This window comes from Zobellia russellii, from assembly GCF_044597075.1.
Classification (GTDB): Bacteria; Bacteroidota; Bacteroidia; order Flavobacteriales; family Flavobacteriaceae; genus Zobellia; species Zobellia russellii.
The window spans coordinates 3,773,421-3,799,861 of sequence record NZ_CP139000.1; the positions used below are offsets into that span (position 1 = coordinate 3,773,421).

At 38.8% G+C, this 26,441-nt stretch carries 15 protein-coding genes; 7 read left to right on the top strand and 8 right to left on the bottom strand.

Translation table 11 applies throughout. The annotated features are described in order from the left end of the window. The first annotated feature begins 1 nt into the window (after position 1). Positions 2–2,059, top strand: a complete 2,058-nt coding sequence (locus SJY45_RS15505) for an FN3 associated domain-containing protein (protein ID WP_400071879.1) — start codon at positions 2–4, stop codon at positions 2,057–2,059. Between the two features lie 52 nt (positions 2,060–2,111). Then, complete coding sequence (locus SJY45_RS15510; RefSeq protein WP_400071881.1) at positions 2,112–3,545, top strand: sulfatase; 1,434 nt, start codon at positions 2,112–2,114, stop codon at positions 3,543–3,545. Here the strand turns inward: SJY45_RS15510 and SJY45_RS15515 are convergent, their stop codons facing one another. From SJY45_RS15515 to SJY45_RS15535, 5 genes are all read right to left on the bottom strand, one after another. Continuing rightward, a complete protein-coding gene (locus tag SJY45_RS15515; protein WP_400071883.1) occupies positions 3,546–6,884 on the bottom strand; it encodes a VCBS repeat-containing protein in 3,339 nt (1,112 codons plus the stop codon). It lies immediately after the preceding gene. A 120-nt stretch (positions 6,885–7,004) separates the two neighbouring features. Continuing rightward, positions 7,005–8,576: a SusD/RagB family nutrient-binding outer membrane lipoprotein gene (locus tag SJY45_RS15520; protein ID WP_400071884.1), complete on the bottom strand. Its 1,572-nt coding sequence runs from the start codon at positions 8,574–8,576 to the stop codon at positions 7,005–7,007. A gap of 9 nt (positions 8,577–8,585) precedes the next feature. Further along, positions 8,586–11,690 (bottom strand): SusC/RagA family TonB-linked outer membrane protein, encoded by a 3,105-nt coding sequence (locus SJY45_RS15525; protein ID WP_400071886.1) that lies wholly within the window; start codon positions 11,688–11,690, stop codon positions 8,586–8,588. Between the two features lie 147 nt (positions 11,691–11,837). Beyond that, positions 11,838–12,968 (bottom strand): family 10 glycosylhydrolase, encoded by a 1,131-nt coding sequence (locus SJY45_RS15530; RefSeq protein WP_400071888.1) that lies wholly within the window; start codon positions 12,966–12,968, stop codon positions 11,838–11,840. Next, positions 12,952–14,034: a carbohydrate-binding family 9-like protein gene (locus SJY45_RS15535; protein ID WP_400071890.1), complete on the bottom strand. Its 1,083-nt coding sequence runs from the start codon at positions 14,032–14,034 to the stop codon at positions 12,952–12,954. Before SJY45_RS15535 ends, SJY45_RS15530 begins: the two co-directional genes overlap by 17 nt. Positions 14,035–14,683: 649 nt before the next feature. Between SJY45_RS15535 and SJY45_RS15540 the strand changes: the two genes are divergently transcribed. The 4 genes from SJY45_RS15540 to SJY45_RS15555 are packed head-to-tail and all read left to right on the top strand — an operon-like array spanning position 14,684 to position 18,162. Further along, complete coding sequence (locus SJY45_RS15540; protein WP_400071892.1) at positions 14,684–15,478, top strand: sensor histidine kinase; 795 nt, start codon at positions 14,684–14,686, stop codon at positions 15,476–15,478. Further along, positions 15,475–16,182, top strand: a complete 708-nt coding sequence (locus tag SJY45_RS15545) for a LytTR family DNA-binding domain-containing protein (RefSeq protein ID WP_215438649.1) — start codon at positions 15,475–15,477, stop codon at positions 16,180–16,182. The genes SJY45_RS15540 and SJY45_RS15545 overlap by 4 nt, the downstream gene beginning before the upstream one ends. Positions 16,183–16,214: 32 nt before the next feature. Then, positions 16,215–16,928: a tRNA1(Val) (adenine(37)-N6)-methyltransferase gene (locus SJY45_RS15550; protein WP_400071894.1), complete on the top strand. Its 714-nt coding sequence runs from the start codon at positions 16,215–16,217 to the stop codon at positions 16,926–16,928. Between the two features lie 55 nt (positions 16,929–16,983). Beyond that, positions 16,984–18,162, top strand: coding sequence for an acyl-CoA dehydrogenase family protein (locus SJY45_RS15555; RefSeq protein ID WP_400071895.1), 1,179 nt, complete (start codon positions 16,984–16,986; stop codon positions 18,160–18,162). A gap of 324 nt (positions 18,163–18,486) precedes the next feature. Here SJY45_RS15555 and SJY45_RS15560 read toward each other — a convergent pair whose 3' ends face one another. Further along, positions 18,487–21,324 (bottom strand): glycoside hydrolase family 2 TIM barrel-domain containing protein, encoded by a 2,838-nt coding sequence (locus SJY45_RS15560; protein ID WP_400071897.1) that lies wholly within the window; start codon positions 21,322–21,324, stop codon positions 18,487–18,489. 165 nt (positions 21,325–21,489) lie between these two features. On the opposite strand from SJY45_RS15560, the gene SJY45_RS15565 reads away from it, so the two are divergent. Beyond that, positions 21,490–22,641 carry a hypothetical protein gene (locus SJY45_RS15565; protein WP_400071899.1) on the top strand — a complete coding sequence of 384 codons (1,152 nt, stop codon included), beginning with the start codon at positions 21,490–21,492 and terminating at the stop codon, positions 22,639–22,641. Between the two features lie 7 nt (positions 22,642–22,648). Here SJY45_RS15565 and SJY45_RS15570 read toward each other — a convergent pair whose 3' ends face one another. Then, positions 22,649–24,154 (bottom strand): sulfatase, encoded by a 1,506-nt coding sequence (locus tag SJY45_RS15570; protein WP_400071901.1) that lies wholly within the window; start codon positions 24,152–24,154, stop codon positions 22,649–22,651. Between the two features lie 6 nt (positions 24,155–24,160). Next, positions 24,161–26,434 carry a sulfatase-like hydrolase/transferase gene (locus SJY45_RS15575; protein ID WP_400071903.1) on the bottom strand — a complete coding sequence of 758 codons (2,274 nt, stop codon included), beginning with the start codon at positions 26,432–26,434 and terminating at the stop codon, positions 24,161–24,163. Positions 26,435–26,441: the final 7 nt, after the last annotated feature.

A 26,441-nucleotide genomic window follows, 5' to 3' on the forward strand; every position in this document is an offset into this window, starting at 1 on the left:
CATGATTCAATTAGGAATACAAATAGGACACCTGCACCCGCTTTTTGTTCACCTGCCCATAGGTATCATCATGCTTGCCTTTATTTTAGAGGTTTATGGTAGATTAAAGTCAAAAGAATCTTTTGCTGAGGTAGTAGAATTTACACTTTTGGTAGCGGGTATTACGGCAATATTTTCACTGGGTACCGGGTGGTTGCTCGGAGAGGAAAGTGGTTATGATGAAGATTCCCTTTTTCTACATAGGTGGATGGCTGTTGCGTTTACCGTGACAACAGTACTTCTCTATTTGGTAAAACGAAGTAAAATTGGGTGGGTTAGAAAAACCTATATTCCAACGTTTTTATTGGTATTGGCATTAATTAGCCTTACCGGTCACTTTGGCGGTAATATGACCCATGGAGAAGATTATTTATTTGTAGATGAAAAAGAAGCTATTGTCATTACAAATATTGAAGAGGCTCAGGTTTACGCCCAAGTCATACAACCTATTTTTGACGCTAAATGTGTAAGCTGCCATAATGAAAGCAAGGCTAAAGGTGGTTTGCTAATGGGTTCACCTAATGATATTATTAAGGGTGGTGATACGGGTAGTCTTTTAGATACTATTTCAGGTCAAGAAAAATCTTTGTTCTTGGAAAGGGTGCATCTGCCTTTAGATCATGATGAACATATGCCTCCAAAAGGTAAGGTGCAATTGACCGATAATGAAAAGGCTTTGCTTGAATGGTGGATGGAAAATAACAATTGCTTTGAGTGTAAAGTAAATGAACTGACTAGGGAAGGAAATATAGCAGGAATATTAACTTCATTGGAACAAGATACTTCTGTAATTGCCGTATTAACGAAAGAAGCAATGGAAGTGCCGCAAGAATGGTTGCAAAATGTTAGGCGCGCCGGTATATCGGTTCAAACCTTATCTGGTGAGAATCACTTGCTCTCTGTGAATATGGCAAGTATGGATTCTATTACTGACGATACGTTAGAAGTGCTTGAAGAATATGCATCCAACATTGTGGAACTAGATTTAGGGTTCAGCAACTTTAACGATGATCTAATGTCGGAATTAAAACCGTTTAAAAATCTGTTGAAATTAAAGTTACAGCATACTAAAGTAACCGATGCTATTGGGAAATATCTTAGTGATCTTGAGCTGTTAGAGTCATTAAATTTATATGGTACCGCTGTTACCGATAAGATTGTTCTTGATTTAAAGGAAAACAAAAAGCTTCGTAATATTTATTTATGGAAAACTGATGTTTCCGAAGACGGACTGGTACAATTACAGCAGAATTTACCGGGAGTGACCATTCAGCAAATTGGGGCAGATGTATTTAAGGCAACCGTTTTAGATCCGCCCACCATTATAAGTGACCGTAGTTTTTTTAGTGATAGTTTAACCATAGCTATTGAAAGCCTATTTGATGGTACTGAGATTTACTATACGCTTGATGGCTCTGAGCCCGCGGAATCTTCCTTGAAGTATGATGGTGCGATCACATTAGAGACAACGGCAAATGTGAAAGCGATTGCTGCAAAAAAAGAATGGGAGCCAAGCAACATTACCGAACGAACGTTTATTAAGAACAATATAGCCTATGCCGATGTAGATTTATTAACGGTGCCCAATGATAAGTATCAAGGAAAAAAAGGTAAAACTTTAATGGATCAAAAGCGTGGGTCTACCAATTTTGTAGATGGTAACTGGTTGGGTTTTGAAGGAAAGCACTTGAATGCCGTGGTAGAGCTGAAAGAGCAGAACGCCATTTCAAAAGTGTCTATTGGTGCATTGTCCGCACCTGCAAGTTGGATTTTTTACCCTACATCTTTCGTGGTGTCGGTTTCCAATGATGGTACCAACTTTAAGGAAGTAGGGAGAAAAGATATGGGAGAAGAGAAACCCAATGCCGAGGTGAAACTCACTTTTTTCGATTTAGATATACCTACCACCCAAGCAAAGTATGTAAAACTATCCATTAAGAGTCCCTTGAAAAACCCTGATTGGCACACTGATCCTGGTGGTAAAAGCTGGATTTTTATTGATGAAGTAGTGCTGAATTAAAAAGTGGAAACGGGATTGAAAAATGTCCATTAATGGAGTCAAAATAATTGTTATGAGTTTAAGATCAATTTACTTTATAGCATTCATTTTGGTTACGGGTCAGCGTCTTTTGGCTCAGAAAACCGGAGTTGCTGCAAATGATAGACCAAATGTTATTTTAATTTTTACGGATGACCAAGGTTACAATGATGTGGGCGTTTTTGGTGCTGACGACATAGATACTCCCAATTTGAACCAAATGGCTAAAGATGGTGCAATGCTTACCCATTTTTACGCTGCTCAAGCTGTGTGTTCCGCCTCAAGGGCAGGTATATTAACGGGGACATATCCTAATAGGATCGGTATTCATAACGCTTTTATGCCCAATAGTAAAGTAGGTTTGAATCCTGATGAAACTACCCTCGCCGAATTATTGAAAGCAGAAGGGTATGCTACGGCTATTTTTGGAAAATGGCATTTGGGAGATACAAAAGAATTTATGCCCAATAATCAAGGGTTTGATGAATATTATGGCATACCTTATTCCAATGATATGTGGCCGTTACATCCGCAGCAAGGTCCTATTTTTAATTTTGGTCCCTTGCCTCTTTATGAGAATGAAAAGGTATTGGATACATTAACGGATCAAACGAATTTGACTACTGAGATTACAGAGCGTAGTGTTGACTTCATTAATCGTAATAAAGAAACCCCATTCTTTTTGTATGTACCGCATCCTCAGCCCCACGTACCTTTATTTGTGTCCGATAAGTTTAAAGGAAAGTCTAAAAGAGGATTGTACGGTGACGTAATTATGGAATTGGATTGGTCCGTAGGTGAAATTATAAAGGCTGTTGATAAGAATGGATTAACCCAAAATACCATTATTATTTTTACTTCTGATAATGGACCATGGTTGGCATACGGAAATCACTCCGGAAGTGCTTTGCCTTTTAGAGAGGGTAAGGGCACCGGGTGGGAAGGTGGCCAACGTGAACCGTTCATCATTAAATATCCGAAAGAAATAAAAGCGGGAATTACTATTGAGGCACCTGTTATGGCAATAGATATTTTACCTTCAATAGCAGAGGTTATCAATGCCTCTTTGCCAGAGAAAGAGATAGACGGTAAAAGCGCATGGTCTTTATTTACAGGCAAAACAGATGAGAGTCCGCAAGAAGCCTATTTCTTTTATTATCGTGTAAATGAGCTATTTGGGGTGCGGTATGGGAAATGGAAGCTTTATTTTCCTCACAAGTACAGAACTATGAACGGACAAACCCCTGGTAAAGATGGATTGCCCGGGGTGTATAAAATGATTGATCTAGAGCAAATTGAACTCTATGATTTAGAACAGGATGAAAGCGAAACTACCGATGTAGCAGCAGCTTATCCAGAAGTGGTAAAGACCATACAAAAATTGGCGGATGATATGCGAGCCAAATTGGGCGATTCCCTTTTGGACATAAAGGGTAGTGAAACCCGGTCTCCCGGGCGTATTGATTAATTAATTTTTCTGTAATTCAAAAATCTGTAAGACATCATCATTATTGCCCACCAAGAAATAGTCATTTTGAACATTGCTTAGGGTAACCAGTTTTTTGGCGTCCCTATCTGCAAAGAACCCTATCTCTGACCCTCTTTTAGCAGAAAAGCTCCCGTTACCATCTCCCAATAACAGTAGTCCTGTTCCAGCGTCGTTTCTAGGGGTTTCTATCTCTGAAACGTATAAGTTACCTACGGCAAGAACATCTAATGCGCCATCGCCGTTAAAATCCCTAACAAGCATATCATTAAGATTAGATAGTTGAGCTACATTGGGCAAGTCCGTTATTTTAAATTGACCATTGCCTAGATTTTCAATGTATACCGATGCAAAAGTGTCTGCGCTGTAATGCAGGGAGTTTTTCAGTTTTTCTTCACCATATACATCCTTTAGCTCCATAGAGGCAAAGGCATCATACTTTACTATTTTTTTCTTTAGGGCAGGAATTTGTTCCGATGAACATGAAAACCCTCTTAATGGATAGTGTTTTTCCTTGTTGTAATATCCTAAAACAATATCTGCATTACCATTGGCGTCAAAGTCATTATAATATACATCAAAAGGTTTGTCAGAGCTGGTTTTATACTTGTAGTTAAGACCTAAATTACCCGCTATATAATCCATATCTCCATCATTGTCAAAATCGCCTTGCTCTATGCTGAACCACCAGCCGTAGCTAGATGTAAAGTTTTCATTCTCAACCTTTGCTAGGTTACCATTATTGTTTTCAAAAATGGTAATAGGCATCCATTCGCCTACAATCATTAAATCCAAATCTTGGTCATTGTCATAATCGCTCCAAATGGCATCGGTAATCATTCCTATTTGCAACAATTGCGGGGATAATGATTCTGTTTGGTTCACCAATTGCCCATTGTCGTTTACCAATAACATGCTAGAAGATGGGTTTGGGTATTGTTGCGGAGTATGTCTGCCACCAACAAAAAGGTCCATATCGCCATCACCGTCATAATCGGCGGATTTTACTACAGAGCCACTAATTCTGTTAGCATTTAAAATGGCTCCTTTTTTAAAGGTCGCATTACCTTGGTTTAGGTAGATTCTATCGGTATAGTGAAAATCGTTTTTTGGATATTCATTACCACCACTTACTACGTACAAATCTTTTAATCCGTCATTGTTGATGTCCACAAATAAGGCATCTACATCTTCATAACCAGCTTCTTTTTGCCAAAATACAACCTGACTTTCTTCAAAATTGCCATCTTTTTGTTGAATGAATAGGGTAGGTGCTTGGTTGGCGGCACCGCCAATATAGAAATCATCCAATCCGTCATCGTTGATATCTCCCGCGGTCAGTGCTGGTCCAAATTGAGAAAGCTTATGTGGCAACAGTATTTGTTTCTCAAAATCATCGAATTGATTTTCTTGATGTTTAAATTTTGCAGGAAAAACATCGGTCATATCTGCAAAAAGAGTCTTATCCGTTCCTTCATTTTTAACGTCTAAAATTTCAGATTCGTCAGATGAAATTTCTAACAATTGATTTGCCGAGATGTCTCTTTTTACAGTACTTTTTCCATTAGGCCAAACAACCGTTAGACTGTCTACTTGTGTCAAATTCTTTAATCCAAAATGTAGCGTAGGTTCACTGGTAGAATAAATACCACGTACGTTTGTGGTCTCTAAGGTTTGTACACCATTTTGAGTGTATATGTTTACCCTAGTTCCAAATGTTGGTCTGTTGTTTTTATCGACCAATTGTATTCTTAGATAGTTACTGTTTGGTTTTGCTTCCGAATTATTTCTGTAAATAAATGCCTCACTGTTGATGTTATTGACCACCAAATCTAGATCACCATCGTTATCTAAATCGGCATATGCTGATCCGTTGGAGAAAGATTCATTGTCCAAACCCCATTCAGTGGAAGTATTTTTAAATTCCAAATCGCCCAAATTTTGATAGGCGTAGTTTTTTAAAGGTTGGGACGGGACCATGCTAACCGCTTTTTCAAGGTCTACGATATCCCATATGCTTTTTACGTTTTGGGCATTGGGATTGCTCTGTAGCCATTGTGCTCTAGTGGTATTTATATAATGGGCTACATTTTTATCCGCATCTGTATTTCTAATATCACGCAATAATCCGTTGGTGACATACGTGTCTTTTAGACCATCATTGTCAAAATCGGCTATAAGATTAGACCAGCTCCAATCTGTTGCGGACATACCGGTAAATTGCGCAATGTTACTGAAGGTTTCATTACCGTTATTTAGCTGTAGTGTATTGTACATGTATTGATATCCGCCACCGTCTTCTACTACCTTCCAAAAAGCACCAATGTTCATACCGCTCATGTTAGATTTTAATCTGAAATTATCTTCAGACACCATATCCAATACAAATACATCTAAATTTTGGTCATTATTGATATCGGCTACATCTACACCCATACTATAGTAAGACGTTTGTTTTAAAGCGTTTTTTTCAATACTTGTGAACGTACCGTCTTGATTATTAAGAAATAGAAAATCTGGTGCGTAAAAGTCATTGGCGACATAGAGGTCTGGCCATCCATCATTATTTAAGTCACTTGCCGATACGGCATTTGGAAAACCGGTACGGTCTATACCTGCAGCTTTTGATACGTCTTTGAACGTAGTACCATTGTTTTTGTACAGTTTTAGTGCATATTCTGGTATGAGTAAATTGTCCGCACTGTGATATTGAGAAAGGCTCCCCGGATTTGGTGGTTGGGTCAATAGAAAAAGATCTAATAGTCCGTCTTTATCAAAATCTAAAAAAGTAGCATGTCTTGTTCTTTCGGTATTTGCAATGGACAACTCTTTGGCTTTTTCTGTAAAAGTGCCATCTCCATTGTTAATGTACACCAAATTTCTGCGCCACTCCGGGTTTTCATCATACAGTTCTCTGCTTACATAAATATCTTGGTGTCCATCATTGTTGATATCTGCAATGGTGACCCCGGTAGACCATCCATCAAAATTTTTGATGCCAGCTTTTATGGTAACATCTTCAAAAACCAAATTTCCTTTGTTCAGATATAATTTATCAGGAACCATATTCCCTGCAAAAAAGATGTCTTGCAGTCCATCATTATTAAAGTCGCCCACACCAACACCTGCCCCGCCATAAAAATTGGCATAGGCAAAAATGTTTTTATCCTTATCATCTTTAATGATGTTATTGAAATCAATTCCTGTCTCATTAGAATTGAGAAGTGTAAATAATTTTGGTGTTGCTTTGGTCTCTTCAGGAGCATTTTCGCAACATAAAACTAGTAGTGAGCAGAAGTATATTAAATGCCTGATTTTCATAATTACAAGATACTATTTTATGCAAAAAAAGGAGAGTTTCCTCTCCTTTTCGATCTCAATAAAAAAATTAACTCAAAACTATTATGAGAGGTTTCTCTCTAAAACCAATCTTAATGGATGTTATTCAACATCCCACCACACTCTAGTGGTAAGAACATCTGGACCTTGAGCTGCAATTGCAGCGGCATAGTTATCCGGATTAACACTTTGTTCGCTTTCAGAATATGTTAATCTTCTTGGTATGGTGCCGTTGGTAACATTACCTGGGTAGTTAACTGGTGTAAGTACCGGGTAGCCAGTTCTTCTCCAATTTGAGAACGTTTCATACTCATTCAAAAAAGTAGCAGCCCAATATTGTGTGTTTATCTGTTCTAGGGCATTAGCAGCATCGTAAGGGTTAGCGGCTAGATAATCTGCGATATCACCATCTGCAATGACACCTCCTTCGCCATAAAGCGATAAATGTTTCATGGCGGCAGTTACACCGTTGTTGTAATGCGTTTCGGCATCACCGGCAAGCCCCCATCTTACATTTGCTTCTGCAAGCATAAATTCTACCTCTGCATAGGTTTGGAATATCATTGGAGCTGTTTCTGAAGTAATTAATAACCTGTTTGGTTCAGAATAGTCGTTTAGATTACTGAATAAATTGTCTAAATCAACATTTTCCTCTTCTAGCATAGGAACATCCTTACCATTGACTAAACCTCTTTGGGCATCTGGGTTTAGTCTTTCCTCTTCAGTTCTGTCCTCTCTGCTGTCTTCTATGAACTGACCAGGGTTTTCAGGGTCTTCTTTGAAAATTATTCTTTCTGCAGGTAACGATGCCAATACGGTTAACCTTGGATCGTTATTGTCTTTAAGAAAGTTGATGAATGTGGCACTCATTCTTGGGTTGCCATCAGCCGTAAAGACCTCACCAATACCGTTCTTATTGTCAGCATCGTGTTGTAGGTAAAAAATATCTTCGTTTGAAGTCATTACGCCGCCCGCTATAGCTTTTGTGACCCACGCTTGAGAAGCTGTAGGGTCAACTTTTATCAACCTTAGACCTAAACGTAACATCAAGGAATTTGCCAATCTTTTCCATTTTGCTTGATCGCCATTATAGATAACATCTGCAGGGCCAAATTCTGAAATTCCAGAGCCTAATGCAGAGGAAGCCTCTTCCAGTTCGTTTAATAAATCTGGGTAGATTTCGCTTTGAGCATCGTATTTGGGAAGAAAAATCCCTTCAATAACTGCCTTTCCAGCCTCACTATATGGAATATCGCCATAGAGGTCTGTAAGTCTGGAATAGGTGAAAACACGTAAAATTCTCACGATAGCTTTCATCTCTTCCGGAGCACCTTCATCTTCTAGTTGTACTTGTAAATCTTCAATAGATTTTACCGCATTTCCATAATATCTATCTAATAGAGAGGAAGCATAGCCTTTGTTCCAAGTGTATTTGTCTCCACTCCAATAACCTGCAGTTGTTGCTACATGTTGCATCATTGTGGATTGGTAAATCATGCCGGCCCTCCAGTTATCATACCTTTCACTAGAGATAAATTTCATTATGGCAGTTAACTTGTTGCTAGCAGCAACTTGAGTTGGCTTGGTAGGGTTGACATTTAATTCTTCAAAGCCATCGTCACATGCACCTACAGATAGTAGTGCGAACATTAATATATATATTGATTTTTTCATAGTTCTCTATTAAAACTTTACATTGATAGTTAGACCGTAACTCCTTGAGGATGGAACTCCAAAATATTCCAAACCCTGTGAATTTCCTACAGTATACGCGCTTTCTGGGTCAATATTGTCTACACTTCTTTTAAGGTAGAATAAGTTTGAAGCAATTAGGGATACATTTACGTTTGTCAAGAAAACATTTTCTAAGGCTTTCTTTGGTAAGGAATACCCTAAGCTTAATTGTCTGAACTTAATATAATCAGAATCTTCAACGAATTCCTCTGCGATATCGGCAATTTCACTATAATACGTAGATAGGTTTTCTGGAGCAATAGTAGTAGTAAATGCCTGACCTGTTGCTTGATCGGTGCCAGATACGGTTAAACCATTTTCTCTTCCTTCCAAAGTATTCTTATGAAGACCGTTACTATAAAGTATGGTGTTGGTACCAGAAAATATCTGACCACCGAACTTACCATCTATTAAAAAGTTAAGGTTGAAATTTTTGTAGGTAAATGAATTGCTGAAACCTAAGGTTAAAGGCGGTACACCCTCTCCTAAAATTTTGCGCTCACCTTCAACAGCTCTAGGAACTCCTTCGCCGTCTATTTCGTAAATAATTGTTCCATTTTCATCACGTTCGTATGGTACACCCACAATAGTTCCGTAAGCTTCACCCACAATATGGGTTATACGAACATTTTGGGTTCTTGGTTCATCTAAATTTACATCAGAGTCTACATCGTCCGTTGCTACAACCATACCTTCGTTATAGGCACCGTTTACTGTTACATTCCAAGAAAAGTTATCTGTTCTAATAGGTGAGCCGCTTACTAAGAACTCAACACCTTTGTTACTTACCTTACCTAGATTGGCGCTTGCGCCAGAATACCCGGAGTATGATGATGTTGATACATCTACAATGTCATTGGTTGTTTCATTGCTGTAGTATGCAACATCAAAGGATAATCTATTGTTAAAGAACCTCATATCCAAACCAATTTCTGTTTCACTTTTGCTAAAAGCAACTAAATTGGCATTTGGAACTGTACTACCGGAAACTCTGCCTAAAGGTTGCCCGTTAATAGGGTTTCCAAAAATCTCGTAGTTCAAGGCAAGCGAATAAGGATCTTGAGCACCGCCAGCTACTTCTGAGTAACCTCCTCTTAATTTTAGAAAGCTAACAAAAGAAGGCATGTTAAAAGCATCCGATAGAATTAAACTACCATTAATTGAAGGGTAGAAATCATCATTGGGGGTAGTTTTTCCAGGGAAAGACAGGGTTGAAAACCAGTCATTTCTTCCAGTAAATGTTACATATGCCCAGCTGTCATAAGACAGTTCTAAAGACCCATAAACCGACCCAATTTTTCTCTCTGAATATTCTCTTCTCCTAGACTGGCTAACTGTATTTCCTATATCTTCTAGACCAGCAACAATAAAATCGTTACCCCCTAAGAACAGGTTTTCAGATTTAACATGGTTGGTATTGGCACCTATTAAGCCAGAAATTGCGAATTTATCAGTAATGTCTTTCTCTGCGGCCAAAATTAAATCAGCATCTACCTGATTGTATCTTCTTTCTTCTTCATTAATGCCTCCCAGCGGTTTGTAAGCCGTGCCAAACGGTTCTGCAGACGTTCTTCTAATGATGTCATTGTCAATACCTATTCTACCAGTTAGGGAAAGCCAATCTAGAATGTCATACCTGAGTGAAGTAGAGGCAATGATTCTATTTCTTACATCTTCATTGTTGAAGTTGTATGCCGCAAAATATGGATTGGTAGAAAATGTGTTATTTGAAAATTGTCTTTCCGATCCATCGGGATTGGTAGATGGTTGTAACGAGGTAACATCTATATTACCGGGAAGTAAAGCAACTGAAAAGTTGGCGTTACCTGGGGAATCTGAAAGTCTTGGTCTGTTCTTAACTTTTTCAATAATGTATTTCGCATTTACGCTACTGGTAAATTTTTCGCCCAGAACAGCGCTTGAATTAAGAGAGAACGATTTTCTGTTCAATCCTGCATTTGGTAAAACATCTTCATTTGTAAGGTCTGATGCGGACAATCTATAACTCATGTTTTCCGACCCATTGGTTATAGCTACCGTATTAATTAAGGTAGAGCCCGTTCTGTAAAACTTATCTACATTGTTTCCAATGTAGGAGTAAGGTTTTGAAGCACCATCAAATTGGACGGTGTTTGCTCCGTCAAAAGCCTCGCCCCAAGAAGAACTGCCCGCATCCAATGCCGCACTTTGCGAAGATGGTCGTACACCTCTAACCCCTTGTCCATACTCAGTTTGGAAGTCCTGTAATGAGGTGTCTACTTTGTCAAAAGTTACTGAGCTGCTAACTTCTATTCCAAAACCGTCTTGTCCTTTTCCGGATTTAGTGGTAACGATAATAACACCACCTGCAGCACGAGAACCGTACAGTGCAGAAGCGGCACCACCTTTAAGTACCGAAATAGATTCTATATCATCTGGGTTTAAACTGGAGATGCCATCTCCACCATCGGAGCCTCCCCACAAACTGGCGGAGCCATTATTACCGTTTCCGATAGGAATACCGTCCACTACATAAAGTGGTTGGTTGTTACCGGATAATGAACTTGCACCTCTAATTACTACTCTACTAGATCCAGCGGCACCAGTAGCATTTTGAGAGATATTAACACCTGCGATCTTACCCTGTAAAGAGTTAATTGCATTTGGAGTTTTAATGGTCGCAATTTCTTCAGCGTCAACTTCAGTTAGAGAGTATCCTAGTGCTTTGGTTTCTTTTCGAATACCTAAAGCGGTTACTACCACTTCATCTAACTCACTGGCATCTTCAGTGATCGAAGTATTGATTGTAGATTGACCATTAACACTTACTTCTTTAGTCTTATACCCTAAAGAAGAGAAAACCAAAGTTGCATTTGCATCAACGCTAATTGTGTAGTTTCCGTCAAAATCGGTAGACGTTCCGTTAGATGTGCCTTTTTCAACTACGTTTACCCCTGGCAGAGGTATACCTGTGTCGTCTGTGACTACACCAGATACGTTCTTGTCTTGACCTATTGCAGCTTGTAAAAAAAGCAGTAGGGCAACAGTCAAAAAACTAGAGAATTTTTTGTTCATAAATTATTGAGTTTAGTTAGTTTGTATAAAATACTGCATTAAGGTGATTTATATTTAGTTTAATCATGAAAAATTTCGACAAATAACAATTGTGAAAAGCTTAACAACATGTTAAGAAAAAGTAAAGTTTTATGAATAAAACAATAATCACGGTTTTTGTGAAGCTTTTATAACTTGCCATTGCTCTTGTGTAATAGCTGGTCCATCAAAGAAAGAAACCCCTTTAGCTCCATTGCTTCTTGCTTGATGCATAGCCTCCTTTAATTGTTGAGGAGTCATTTCCGGTACATAGATTCCTGTGTGTAGTTCAGTGTTTTTTCCTTCTAGATCAGCAACTCCCTGTTTTGTAGCATAACCGATCCAATCTATTTCTTCATTGTAAAATACATTGTAAATCATAGGTAAAACGGCATCTACATTCCATTTGTCCCAACGCTGGCGTACCATGTGGTCTGCCATTTCTGGATAAGGAAATACCGCTGCAGTCAGATTTTTACCATTTGCATGGGTAATTTTATATGCCTCGTCTACAATGGCTTTTACTTTGTTTAAACGAAAGTTTTTCCATTCCATATCTATTGCGGGATTACTAAAATCGTTTGGATTTTTATGGTGTTCTTTTTCAAATTCTGAAGTACAGACATCACAATAACAAAAATCATATCTGGGTAATTCTGTCTCTTGTTTTAAGTTGTATTTGGGAAGTAGGCCAATAGGTAAAAAAATATCTGAGTATCTAATATAATCTAAGTGAAAACTTGCTACGCCCTCTACTTTTGATAGTCCTTCAATTAAACTAAGTATGTGCTCCCGAGATTCTTTTCTAGTGGGGCAGAGCCATTTGTAATACCCTACATATGGTGGTTCGTCATAGCAAGACTTGCCATCCCTACTTACTGCGTACCATTCTGGATGCTGTTCCGCTACTTTGTCACCAGGGCGGTTCATGGTAAACATCCAAGCATGAACTTCTAAGTTATATTTTTTGGCAATTGGTACCAACCGAGCCAGTAATTCTGGATCACCGTATGTATTTATTAGAACAGCATTAATGCCATTTTCTCCATATTTTTTAAACTCTTCGTAAAAGGATTCATCCGTTCTAGATTTTTCAGCGGTTATCCAAGTCCATAGTTTAAATGATTCTGTTTTTGATGGAAAATCGGAAGTGGTGAGTAAACTTTCCTGTTTCTCTCTTTTTTTATTCGTTTCACATGAAACATGAAGAGTAATAAGTGTAAGAAGTAAAAATTGTAAAAATTTAGTTGGTTTGGTCATAGTCAGTTGTAAATTTTCCGTCAGTATGTATAATTAATCTATTATTCGTGAATGGACTTTTTGTCCAGATGTAAAAACCAAAGCTGTTCTTTTCTAAAACAGCAACTACAGGCTTGCCATGTATTAAATTGGCCTCTTTTTCAAGTAGACCATTTTTATTTGTCCAACCTTTTTCACCGTGTTTTTTATAGTTTCTGTACAGTTCGTACAAATACCATTTTATATACTCGTCTTTGGGAATTGAATATTCCGTTGCATCGGAATTTTTATTGAAAAAAACATAGCCCCAGTGTTCTGGCTCGTGCATATTAATAACCCCTTGCGGAGACCAGACCCAGTTGTATTCCGGTAGAAATTTTCCGGACCTATCTTTTTTTCTATTATAATGACCGTTTTCTATGTCAAAATCCCAATTGACCCGCGAAAAATTTATTCTCCATGACTCACCCTCGGGAACCTTTGTGGTTCCGCCTGGAGCAGTGGTAAAAGACCAAGGTATGGCAATTTCAATGTTCCATCCCTTATCAATATCGGAAAAATTGTTCAAAGTACCATTTACCGTCACAGCAGTCTTTACACCCTTAAAATCCCAAGAATCGGTAACGTGACCATTATTTCTGTAGGGTTTTGATAGGTAAAGGTCCCAAATGGTGTTTAAGGCGTTTATCTCAAATTCATAATAGTTATGGGTGTCTCCATCAGGGTCTAAAAAAATTTCAAAGTCGTTGTTATAGAAGATAATGGTATCTTTTTGTTTTAAGGTACCCCAAACATGTGGTTCCTTTAACTCTGCAAAAAAATAGATGTACTCATCATCCCATATCATTTTGAACCTTGTGTCATATTTAGGTTTCTTTATCCCGTCGATATCTATAAATTTATGGGACCAACCAGTATTCTCCCATGATTTTTCGTTCATTTTGCCATCAATATGAATTGTATCATTGGTGTATTGAGCTACATATGTGCGGGGTGTTTTTTGGGCTGCTAATGAAATTGTGATAAAGAGTAAAGAGTTTAATAAAAGGACTATTGTTTTTAACTGTAATACTTTAGTTATTATCATAACCTTGCTTTTTGGTCTGTTTTTATTTCTTAATGAACCACATTATTTGAATTAAAGGTAACAAGGATTAATTTGGACGTTAGTTTATTTCTGTTTTGTTCAAGTTTATTTTGAGAAATCCACTAAAATTGTATGCCCGAACATCTTGTAACTTCAAAGCGGATTGTAAAACGCGGTCAAGCTATTAATGTTTTTAAGTACATTTAACATCAGAGGAGCTTTTTTTAAGCTACTTTACAACGTTGAGTTGAATATTTCTAAAATTTTGTTTAGTCAGAAAATTTTTAGCTTAACAACTACGCATCAATGCCCAACGTTAATTAGGGGAAAGAATAAATATCGTTTTTAGTGAATGGGTATGAGTTTTAAATTGAGGAAGTTTTTAAGCAGTCCCAATTTGCACGGTACAAGTGATATTAAGCCTTGGCATCACATATTATTTTGGTCGGTTTATTTTATCTTCAATACTTTTCGATGGACATTTATCCATGATGACTTTTTACTTTCTCTACGGACCAATTTAATTGGTTTTCCTATTCACATGTTATTGGCATATGTAAATGCATACTATTTAATGCCCCGGTTTATATATACTAAAAAGTATTTTCAGTACACCGTATATATATTATTGGCACTATTAATAATGCTAATGGTAAAGTATAACTTAACCTATTATCTGGTAAGTACGGATGTCATGCCAGAAGGCCCAAAGGTTATTAATACATTAACCATTGGTTATGCAGTTCAGACCATGATAGGGGAAGTCTATGTCATTTCATTCTTTACAGCTATTAAATTAACTATTGATTGGTTAAGGGAAAATAGCAAGATTCATGATTTGGAAAGGCGCCAGTTGAAGACAGAACTTAGGTTTTTAAGGTCGCAGGTCTCTCCACACTTTTTTTTTAACACTTTAAACAATATATACTCTTTAACTTTAGAAAAATCTGATCAAGCACCGGAAGTGATATTGAAGTTGTCTGAGCTTATGCGTTATTTGTTATACGCAACAAAGAAGCAACAACAAGATTTGTCCAGTGAAATTAATTGTATAAGAAATTATATAGATTTGGAACGTATTCGGTTTGATGATTCTCTGAAGATAGATATGAATATCTCAGGTAATTTTGGCAATTGTAAAATACCTCCAATGTTGCTGATTCCCCTTGTTGAAAATTGCTTTAAGCATGGAGCAAGTATGAATATAGGTGAGATGAGAATTAAAATTGACATTAAGGTTGAAGACGGTTTCATGGATTTCAGAATATCTAATTCTATACCTCTCGTAAACAAAGAATATGTTTACCCTGTAAAAAAAGGAGGTATAGGGCTCTCCAATGTTAAAAAGCGTCTGGAGCTGGGGTATGCAAAAAATGAATATGATTTAAGAATTTTTGAAGAAGATAAAATGTTCAATGTGTTTTTAAAGCTAAAGGTAAAATGATTTTGAAAGTAATTGTGGTAGATGATGAGCCTTTGGCGGTGAACGTAATTAAGAACTATGTTAATAGGGTCAAGGAATTGCGGCTAGAAGCTACTTTTTCAAATGCTCTTGATGTATCAACTTTTTTAAGGGATAACGAGGTAGATATTATGTTCTTGGATATTAATATGCCTTTTCTTGACGGATTGGAATTTTTAAGTACCCTACATAAGAAGCCTTTTGTTATCATGACTACGGCACACGAAGAGCATGCGTTAAAGAGTTTTGAATTGGAGGCTATTGATTATTTGGTAAAACCCATTTCCTTACCAAGATTCTTTAAATCTGTAAACCGGGTTATAGGGTTAAAAAAAATTGGAGGTGTGCCGGATAAAGAAGACAGGCCCTCTATTTTTGTAAAAGTGGATAAGAAGAAACTACAGAAGATATATCTTGATGATATTTTGGTGATAGAAAGTCTTAAGGATTATATCAGAATTATTACACCAACAGCAAAGTATATAATACATAGAACACTTAGCAGTTTTACGGAAGAGTTACCGGGAGATAACTTCATTAGAATTCACAGGTCCTATACTATTGCAGTAGACAAAGTAAGTGTTGTTGAAGGTAACAGTGTTGAGGTAGGCGGTATTAGATATACCGTTGGAAGAAGTTATTTGGCGGATGCAAAAAGCAGAATTCTTAACAACCTAACGGATTAATAAGTCCTTTTTATTATCAAAAGCAGTTTATTTTGAGCGAGCTATTTAAATTCAAACAATTCAATATCAATCAAGACCAATGTGCCATGAAAGTAGGTACAGATGGGGTGTTGTTAGGGGCTTGGGCATCCATTGAAAATAACCCGGAGTCTATTTTGGATATTGGGGCCGGCACAGGAGTAATAGCTTTAATGCTGGCCCAGCGTGGTCTTGCGGATACTATTGATGCTTTGGAAATAGATGAGGGTGCGTATGAACAGTGCGTATCTAACTTTGAAATGTCGGATTGGGGTGATCGCTTATTTTGTTACCATGCCGGTCTTGATGAATTTGTGAAAGAATGGGAAGATCCGTATGATTTAATTGTTTCTAACCCCCCTTTTTATGCAGAGGATGTCTCAAGTGGCAACGCTTCTAGGGATAAAGCCAGACAAAATCAATCGTTGCCTTTTGATGAGTTGCTGGAAGGTGTATCAAAATTAATGGCTAAGCAAGGGGCGTTTGCCACTATAATTCCATTTAAAGAAGAGAACGCTTTTCTCAAAATGGCAGCCGGTTATGGTTTATACCCAAACCGAATTACCCATGTAAAAGGAAGTTCTACCGCTAAAATAAAACGCAGTTTATTGCAGTTTGGTTTTGAGAAAGTAGCGCCGGAGACCAATGAACTTACCATTGAAACAAGCAGGCATGAGTACACCAACGAATACATTGCGCTGACCAAAGATTTTTATTTAAAAATGTAACAATTTGTATTCGTAATGTTACGTTTCATCAGTATATTTGATTAAAATTCACCTTATGAAACCTGATTTGTTCGAAGCTCCAGACTATTTTAACCTTGATGACCTTCTTTCCGAAGAACATAAATTAGTGCGTGATGCAGCACGTCAATGGGTAAAAAGGGATATTTCGCCCATTATTGAGGAGTATGCCCAAAAAGCGGAATTCCCGAAACAAATTATAGGTGGATTGGCAGAAATAGGAGCATTCGGACCTTATATTCCTGAGGAATATGGTGGAGCGGGATTGGACCAAATTAGCTACGGACTAATTATGCAGGAGATAGAACGTGGGGATAGCGGTGTGCGTTCAACGGCTTCTGTACAGTCGTCTTTGGTCATGTATCCAATTTACACTTATGGCACCGAAGAACAACGAAAAAAATATTTACCCAAGCTAGCTTCGGGTGAAATGATGGGGTGTTTTGGACTTACAGAACCCAATCATGGTTCCAACCCAAGTGGTATGGAAACAAAATTCAAGGATATGGGCGACCATTATTTGTTGAACGGGGCCAAACTATGGATTTCCAATTCGCCTTTTGCCGATATTGCTGTGGTATGGGCCAAGAACGAAGAGGGCCGTATTCACGGACTTATAGTTGAGCGGGGAATGGAAGGGTTTTCAACACCGGAAACACACAGTAAATGGTCTTTAAGGGCTTCTGCTACCGGAGAGCTTATTTTTGACAACGTTAAGGTGCCAAAGGAAAATCTGTTGCCCAATAAATCTGGACTAGGGGCTCCTTTAGGTTGTTTGGATTCTGCCCGTTATGGTATTTCTTGGGGGGCGATCGGTGCGGCTATGGATTGTTATGATACCGCTTTGAGGTACGCTAAAGAACGTGTGCAATTTGGTAAACCTATAGCAGCTACCCAATTACAGCAGAAAAAGTTGGCCGAGATGATAACGGAAATCACCAAAGCACAATTATTGGCGTTTCGTTTAGGGCAATTAAGGAATGAGGGTAGGGCTACTTCTGCACAGATTTCTATGGCCAAGCGTAATAATGTAGATATGGCTATCAAGATAGCCAGAGAGGCTCGGCAGGTGCTGGGGGGAATGGGAATTACAGGAGAATATAGCATTATGCGCCATATGATGAACCTAGAGAGTGTAATTACTTACGAAGGCACCCATGACATTCATTTGTTGATTACAGGAGCCGATATTACCGGGTTTCCAGCCTTTCAATAACAAAACTTACCGAAATTTATAGCTTTAGCTAAAATAGGGTTCCTCATATTTTAGATTCTTTTTCGTGTTTTAACTTGAAAAAGCCCAGTCCTATGTTGGATAAATATGGGGGTATTTTGAGTGGAATTACAAGAAAAGACGTTTTCACAACAGAAATCGGCCACTTCACATCATATTTTTTCAAAATGCGTAGGACCACCGTAAGTTTACAGTGTTAATCAAACAGAATTAAATTTTTTCATTTTCATATAGTGTTCTCGTAAAAGAGTCTTGTCGAAACCGATGAGACTCTTTTTAGTTTATGGCGTTTCGTAACTTTTCAGTCTAAAATTCAAAGGTCAGGTCTATACTGATGGGCTCATCATCATTTCCAAAATAATTTTCTGAATTTCCTTGGGGACCCATTTTATCCCCGGTTTGGAACTTGGTTCCTATGGCCGGAATATTTTTGACGAAAGAAATATCGCCTTCCGGAAAATCTACGGAAACTCTATGATTGGGGTCTTCTTTTGGTTGTTGCGGGGTTAGCATGCGTAGGAAAGTGTTTTCGGAATTACAGTATACTGTAAAAGCAGTATTGTTTTTACTTTTTACCTGCACCCAATACAAACTGGAAAAGAAGCCTTTAAATTCTGGATACACAAAACCAGATTCACCCGTAACGGTGTTGTTGTAATCGTTTTCCCAAACTTTTAGTTTGGTGCCTTTCATGCGGTTTCTCCAAACCCGGTAAGGACCGTCTCCCAGCCATTTCATGCCGGCAACCTCGGATTCCGGAAAAGAAAAGGTAATGCCTTTAAACCCTTCCACTATTTTTTTGCCTTTAATTTCAACATGCAAGTCCAATAGGCCGTTGGAGTGAACTGTCCATTTAATTACATCGGAACTATATTCTTTGTGGCTGGCCCAACTGGGAGATTTGTCGGACGCCTCAAAAACGATAACTATCTCTACTTGATCTTTAAGCTCGTTTACTTTTAAAGATTCTATTTTGTCCCTGTGGTCAAAAATTAGCGGTCCATTTTTGAATGGAATAACTTTACCCTCTTTCTTAACTTCTTGCAACAAACTTGTTTTTTCGGAAAATGTATATTGGATTCCGCTGGCTATAACTGTAATGTTTCCAGCATCAATATGTGTGGTAATCGTTCCTTTTTCTGAGCGATTAATGTTGCGATTGTTCGTGACCTTTGGTGTTTGTACAGGGTAGCTCCAAGTAAATATTTCTAATCCGCTGGGGTCTGTGGCGGTCAAATATAGCGCGTCCGATGATTGCCAGTTTTCCGGTAAATCTACTTTAAAGGTTCCTGTGCTCTCAGGCTCTAAACTGGGAAGCTGTACCGTGGCCTCGGATAGGGTTTTAAGCTTGTCCGTTCCTTTGGGGCCATCAAATTGTACCCATTGGGCTACCATTTTAATATCGGCTAAATTGGTGTAGTGATATCTGTTCTGTACCCTGAAAATTCCGTTGAAATCAGGTTTTATAAACCGGTCCTCAATATGAACGGGAGACCAAATTTCCTTTATACTGAAGTAACTGCCCTCTTTTTCGGCATAAGGTCCAACAATACCATCGGCAGCGTGATTGCCATCTGTATCCAGTATGCCGTTTTTGTCCGTTCTAACAACGGCCTCGTCCGCAAAATCCCAAAGAAAACCTCCAGCGGATAGTGGCATATTCCACATCTGTTTCCAGTAATCCTCTAATCCGGCACCGTGGCCACCATCATATAGACCATGTAAAAATTCAGTAGGGAAATAGATTTTATCCTTGGCGTAGGTATCATAAGCAAAAATATGATAGCTAGGATAGTGCATGGTGTTGGTTTTGTTAAAGATATTCCAAGGATGAATGACCTCTCTTTTCTGAATGTCCCACTTGGCATAATCATCGTCTAACTCCGTATTCCAACCTGTTTCGTTACCATTGGCCCAAAGAAGAATAGATGGGTGGTTTACATCTCTAACTACAGTTTCTTTAACTATTTTCTCGCCTACTTTTGTGTCCAAGTGTGGAGAGTGCCATGTGCAGACTTCGTCTATGACAAAAAGACCAAGAGAATCCGCTGCATTTAGAAAGTGGGTGTCAGGAGGATAGTGAGACATGCGAACGGCATTCATGTTCATGTCTTTCATCATTTTTGCATGTTCTATGCTAAGTGCTTTGGAAGTGGTCCTTCCCGAGGAGGGATAAAATGAATGACGGTTTACACCTTTGAACTTAATTCGTTGTCCGTTTACATAGATTCCGTCCGCCTCACGAACTTCAACCGTCCTAAAGCCAATGCGTTCCATAGTTTTATGGAGCACTTCACCCTTTTTACCCAAGAGTTCTATATTCAGGAAATAGAGCTGTGGTGATTCCGGATTCCATGATTTTATGTCCTTTGCCTTTGAAACAAAATTCCACTTTCCGTTTTCTTTAGTAATGCTGGTGGCCGGTAGGTCTTGCAATTTATTGTGGTTAATATCCAATAATGAAATGCGGAGCGATTGTGCTTTTTTAGATGTTGTGAAAATATCGGCTTCAAGACTTCCATCCGCTTTGGCGTCAATAGCTACGCGTTCTATATTTTCTTTTGAAAAAGCCTGTAAATAAACCGGTCTGTAAATGCCGCCAAAAATCCAGAAATCGGCTTGTCTTTCCGCATGGTTAATGGACATATTGGAGGAAGCTTTATTGACTTTAACCTCCAGTAAATTTTTTTCGCCGTACTTCAGGAGTTTGGTAATGTTGTACTTGAATTCGTAAAACGCACCCTGGTGTATTGCACCGGCAAGTTTTCCGTTAATCTTGACTTCGGCATCCGTCATAACACCTTCAAAGACAATTTTCACCTCTTTTTGTTTCCAGTCTTTGGGAACATTAAATTGATGTTTGTAAAGCCCATATTCGTTCTTACGCACGTCAAAGTCATCCTTTCCATAGTTGTAATTTCCAAAACCCTGTAGCTCCCAGCAAGATGGTACGCCAATAGTTGACCATTTACCGCTGTTCATACCATCGGAACAAAAGAATTCCCAGTCTACCATATCATCTTTACTTGTTCCTGAGAGGTAAACTTTTTGTGTTTCCACATCTGTTGATGGTGCGTTGCTCTGCATGGCACTCGCTCCCAAAATGGATAGTAGCAGTAGGATAAAGGTAGAAGTGATTTTCATTTGTCGTTTTTTAGAATGGTATTCGGGCATGTTTTCTGGAATGGAAATAAAATTGATACTAGCAAATGTATGTTCCACACTTTATTATTAGTACTTTAACCTCTCTTTAACGGTAGCTATAACGGTTAAAGTTGAACGGGATGCACCCATTTTACTGTATTCTATATGCAACTGACGAAAAAAATAGAACAAGAGGTAGTTTCTAAAATTAGGGATAGTGAAACTTTTAAAAATGCGCCTACAAGTAGGGGGTTGCTACAATATCTTTATGAGGCTACCAAACGAGGGGAGCATCTAAAAGAGACCGTAATAGAGCTTGAGTTCTTTAAGAATAGCCAAACGGATGAAAAAAGTAATCCAAGGGTGAGGGTTAATATTTACAACCTTAGAAAAAAGTTGGCCACCTACTATGCAAGCGAAGGCAGTACTGATGCATGGCAATTGAAAATTGATAAAGGCCAGTATAAAGTAAGGTTTGTAAAGAAGCAGGTGCCGGCAGGTTGGGTCCAAAAATTGAGTTGGACGCAAATTTTACCCTATGCTTTATTGCTCATAGCCTTGATATTGTTATTGGTGAATAAAATGCCATTAAAGAAACCGTTGTTATGGGAGTCTTTTTTGGATTCGGATACTTCTACTAACGTTATTTTGGGAGATCACTTTGGTGCCATGGGTAAAACCATGACCGGTGGTAGGGGCTGGACCAGAGATTTTCAAATAAACAGTGTTGATGAGTTTTATGACCTTTTGAAGAGGAAACCAGAGCTGCAAGGGGTGCTACGCCCTGCAAATTATAGCTATACTACGCGTATGGCGGCTATGGCAACCCAACATTTGCAACAATTTTTTCAAACCTATGACCAACAATTCTCCATCCGTTTTTCTACACAAATTACTTTGCCGGAAATAAAGGAAGGCAATGCCGTTTATGCGGGGCCAGTAAAGAACGATAATCAATTCATCGGATTTTTTAATGACGCCAATCCTTACTTTAAATTATCTGGACAAATGTTGGAGCTGTCCGGTCATCCTACTAAGAAGGATAGTTCGTTTGCCTTTGGAACTTCTTCTGTTGACCAAGAATATGCCATAGTTTCAAAATACCCGGGTATTGGTGCTACGGAGCATTTTGTTTTCTTTTCGGAACACGATATAGGGGTGAGTGCCACCGTTGAATACTTTACCAATGTGGATAGCCTCAAGACCTTTGAAACTAAATATTTAAAGGGTAAAAAATATTTTACGGCACTTTTTAGAGTTAGGGGAAACAATAGAGTGGACACCGATTTGAAAATGGAAACAGTGGTCGGTTTTTAAAGGGTATCTACTTTTTCATGGCCCTGATAATTTTCTCCATTTCCACTTTTGAAGGTCGAGGTCTTTTTCTGAATGAGTTGGATTTTCCTGTCTCGCGATCAAATTCATCCGGTGTTCTAAAATCCGGAAGACTATCGTTTGAAGCTTTACGGATGCTATTCATTTCTTTACGAAGCGCCTCAAGCGTACTTTGATGCGCTGGGTCTTGTGCCAAGTTTTTTAGCTCGTAAGGGTCATTAACAACATCGTACAACTCCTCTTCTTGGCGCGGTGTTATAAAACAAGCTAACTGCGCTTGGTTGAGTTCCCCTTTTTTATTTAGCTCTTGCATAGATTTAAATGTACCTCCAACAAAAGCATCCGCAGATGGGGTGTTGGGTAAATCCGTATAGAAATTGCGGATGTATTTGTATTCTTCCGAGCGTACCGCACGGGTGTAATCTTCGTAATCATGCCAATGGTCTTCGGCATAAATAAGGTCTCTTACTTTTGTTTTGGTGTTTTCTAATAGCGGTGAGAAGTCCTCACCTTCAAAACTGGACAAAGGCTCCAAATTTGCTAGTTTCAGGAAGGTGGGTGCTATGTCTATTGAGCTTACCAAGTTAGAATTAACAGAATTGGATTCTACTTCATTAGGCCACTTTACGATCCATGGTGTTTTTATGCCGCCGTCATAAAGAGTGGTCTTATCACGAGGAAAAGGCCTGCCGTTATCGCTAATAAATAGAATCATAGTGTTATCCGAAATGCCCTGTTTATCCAATTCCGCCACTACTTTACCTACGTAATTATCAAGACGAGTAATCTCGTTGTAATAGTGGGCAAAGTCTTTGCGAACCTCTTTGGTATCCGGGAAATACGTGGGTAAAATTATATCTTCTAAAGCATGAGGGTTATCTATAATATCTTCTGTGTAAGGTCTGTGCGGGTCAACTGCCGCCAACCACAGAAAGAAAGGTTGGTCTTCCGGTCTTTGTTGAAGTACGGGTACCCATTCTTCGCAACCGCTACCATCACCCGTTTGTTTTGTTTTTTCACCTGTTGGCGATAACTGAAAACCTTGTGTACCTACGTCCTTTACAAGGTCAAAGCGGTCTTTGATGGAGTCGCCCAAATGCCATTTGCCCGCTTGTGCTGTCCAATAGCCAGATTTTTTAAGCTCCTCCACAAAAGTCACTCTATCCGATGGTAACGGCCAATGGAGTTGTTCGGCATCCGTATTATGAGGGTATAGGCCGGTAATAATACTGGTTCTGCTGGGACTGCATGAACTGGCGGTCAAAAAGGCATTGTCAAAACGCATTCCATCTTGTGCCAGTTGGTCTATATTGGGTGTTTTTATATTGGGATGGCCATAGGCACCACTATCGTCCCAAGCCATATCATCGGCAATGATGAGAATTATATTGGGACGTTCTTGGGTAACTTTCGCCTCTTCTTTTTTCTTTTCTGCACAGGAAGAAAGAAGTAGAAGACCTATTGAAAGAATAGATAAAGTATAGTTTTTGTACATGGCGGTTTATTTGGAATAGGGCCTTAGATTTACTCTTAAAAGATAATCGTCCGCAGTAATGAACAGGTACCTACCATTATCACTAAACTCACAATTTCCAGTGTTTTTATCGGTTCTAATGGTTCCCAAATGCTTTCCAGAGGGAGAAATAACTAAAACCCCGTCAGGACCGGCTAGGAAAATATTCCCCTCTTTATCAATTTTCATACCATCAGGAGACTGTTTACTAATACTGGCTTTGTGAAGTTGGGTAGCATCAAAGAATATTCTTTTATTGGCCACTTTTCCGTCACTTACTATATTATACGCGAGGATTTTGGGTTGATCTTTAAAAGAGTCCGCAACGTAAAGGGTTTTGTTATCATTAGATACGGCAATGCCGTTAGGGGCTTTTATAGAATCATCTAAGAGAACTAATTTGTTATTCTTGCTCAAGAAATAAACACCGTTAAAACCAATGGCACTTTTACCATTACCTAAACCAAAAGCAGGGTCCGTAAAGTAAAGGTTTCCGTTAGCGTCATAATCCAGGTCATTGGGGGAGTTGAATATTTTTCCTTTATAATCGGTTACAATAGGGGTGAACTTTGGATGAAGCGAATCCTGCAAACTTGCAAGTCTACTTATTCTGCGGTCTCCTACTTGGCAAATAACTAAATCTCCCTGAGGGTCAAGAATAAGTCCGTTAGACCCCTTTCCTGTATTGCCATTTGCAATTCCCGTACCTCCCGAAGGAGACATGTACAAGCTGAGCCCGTCTAAATTATGCCATTGGTAAATTTTGTTCTCGGGAACGTCGGAAAAAATGAGCTTTTGCTCCTTTGGTAACCATACCGGGCCTTCGGACCAGTTGAAACCTTCGGCAACCAGTTCAATACGGGCATGTTTTGACACTAGCGAATCAAACTCTGGAGCTAAACGTTCTATCCACCCGTAAGTGGGGTATTTTTTTAATGAGTCTAAAACCTTTTGAAATTTCCCTTTAAGGTGTTTTTCCTGTGTAGAGAGTTTACTGGATGGCAACGAATCTTTTTCCAGTACATCATTTTTTGTGTTATAGAACTTGCCGTCTCCGTATAGCTTATAGTTGGCGTTCAGTACAAATTCCGCTGGGGCAAATTGTTTTTTGTCCCAACCCGGTTTAGGGTCGTAGCTCATAAATACCCAGTCTCTACGCTCCACAGGCTCCCCTTTCAAGACCGGTAAAAAACTCTCCCCGTCTGGCTCAAAACCGGCAGGGGTCGGGGTGTTTGTAGCTTCAAGAATAGTGGGCATAAAATCTATGGCATCAATAAACTCATTTGATGCGCTGCCTTCTTTTATATGACCCGGCCAGTTAGCGATAAAAGGGACTTTAATACCTGCTTCGGTAGTTAAACCTTTCCCACCTTGAACCGTTAGGTCTCCCATCTTGGAAAAAATGGTTTGGTGTGTGCCATTATCGGAATACAACATTAAAAGCGTGTTTTCGCGTAGGCCTTTCTTTTCCAGATTAGTTACGATATTCCCGATAATTTTATCCAAATACTCTACCATATCCTTAAAGTATACGGTTTCGTCATCCAATCTTTTTTCAGCATATTTCCAATCGGAACTATCTGGTGTTGGGTTAAAGGGACCGTGCGTTAAAGCCATAGGGTAATACACGAAAAATGGTTTATCCGCTTGACGGCTAACAAAATCGTTTAAATATTCCGAGAAAATGTCAGGGCCATATTTACCATCTGTTTCCTTTAGGAATTCTCCGTTTTGATAAATTGTGGGATTGGCAAACCGGGAACCTTTGTCTTCTGTGTGAAAGGCGTGAAACATGCTGTATTCATCAAAGCCCGCATCTTCTACTTTCATGCCAATACCTCTTCTGTGTTCACCTCCTGGGTAGCCTGGAGGGTCATAACTTTGTAGTTGCCATTTGCCCACCATACAGGTAGCATAACCTGCATCTTTCATAATATGGCCAAACGTTTTTTGTTTAGGATTTAAAATTCCAAAAGCTTCCCAATTACGAAAGTTATATTGCCCCGTCATAAGTTTTACACGTGTAGGAGTACATAGCGGCTGTGCATACGCCTGATTGAACTGCATACCGGTAGCAGCAAGTTTATCTATGTTTGGGGTATTATAAGATGTACCTCCATAACCGCCAATTCCTTCGTACCCAAGGTCATCAACCATAATCAGGATTACGTTGGGACGCTTTTCTGAATTAGTATTGTTCGGCTTCTGGGCGTAACAGGAAACCCATAAAATAAGGCTTAGAAGAAAATAAATGGTTTTCATAGGATAT

Bases quoted from the DNA above. Each gene is read 5' to 3' on its own strand.
- SJY45_RS15530 (WP_400071888.1), bottom strand. From the start codon at position 12,968: ATGACCAAACCAACTAAATTTTTACAATTTTTACTTCTTACACTTATT.
- SJY45_RS15555 (WP_400071895.1), top strand. From the start codon at position 16,984: ATGAAACCTGATTTGTTCGAAGCTCCAGACTATTTTAACCTTGATGAC.
- SJY45_RS15570 (WP_400071901.1), bottom strand. From the start codon at position 24,154: ATGTACAAAAACTATACTTTATCTATTCTTTCAATAGGTCTTCTACTT.
- SJY45_RS15565 (WP_400071899.1), top strand. From the start codon at position 21,490: ATGCAACTGACGAAAAAAATAGAACAAGAGGTAGTTTCTAAAATTAGG.
- SJY45_RS15540 (WP_400071892.1), top strand. From the start codon at position 14,684: ATGGTAAAGTATAACTTAACCTATTATCTGGTAAGTACGGATGTCATG.
- SJY45_RS15535 (WP_400071890.1), bottom strand. From the start codon at position 14,034: ATGATAATAACTAAAGTATTACAGTTAAAAACAATAGTCCTTTTATTA.
- SJY45_RS15515 (WP_400071883.1), bottom strand. From the start codon at position 6,884: ATGAAAATCAGGCATTTAATATACTTCTGCTCACTACTAGTTTTATGT.
- SJY45_RS15510 (WP_400071881.1), top strand. From the start codon at position 2,112: ATGAGTTTAAGATCAATTTACTTTATAGCATTCATTTTGGTTACGGGT.
- SJY45_RS15560 (WP_400071897.1), bottom strand. From the start codon at position 21,324: ATGAAAATCACTTCTACCTTTATCCTACTGCTACTATCCATTTTGGGA.
- SJY45_RS15525 (WP_400071886.1), bottom strand. From the start codon at position 11,690: ATGAACAAAAAATTCTCTAGTTTTTTGACTGTTGCCCTACTGCTTTTT.
- SJY45_RS15520 (WP_400071884.1), bottom strand. From the start codon at position 8,576: ATGAAAAAATCAATATATATATTAATGTTCGCACTACTATCTGTAGGT.
- SJY45_RS15575 (WP_400071903.1), bottom strand. From the start codon at position 26,434: ATGAAAACCATTTATTTTCTTCTAAGCCTTATTTTATGGGTTTCCTGT.
- SJY45_RS15545 (WP_215438649.1), top strand. From the start codon at position 15,475: ATGATTTTGAAAGTAATTGTGGTAGATGATGAGCCTTTGGCGGTGAAC.
- SJY45_RS15505 (WP_400071879.1), top strand. From the start codon at position 2: ATGATTCAATTAGGAATACAAATAGGACACCTGCACCCGCTTTTTGTT.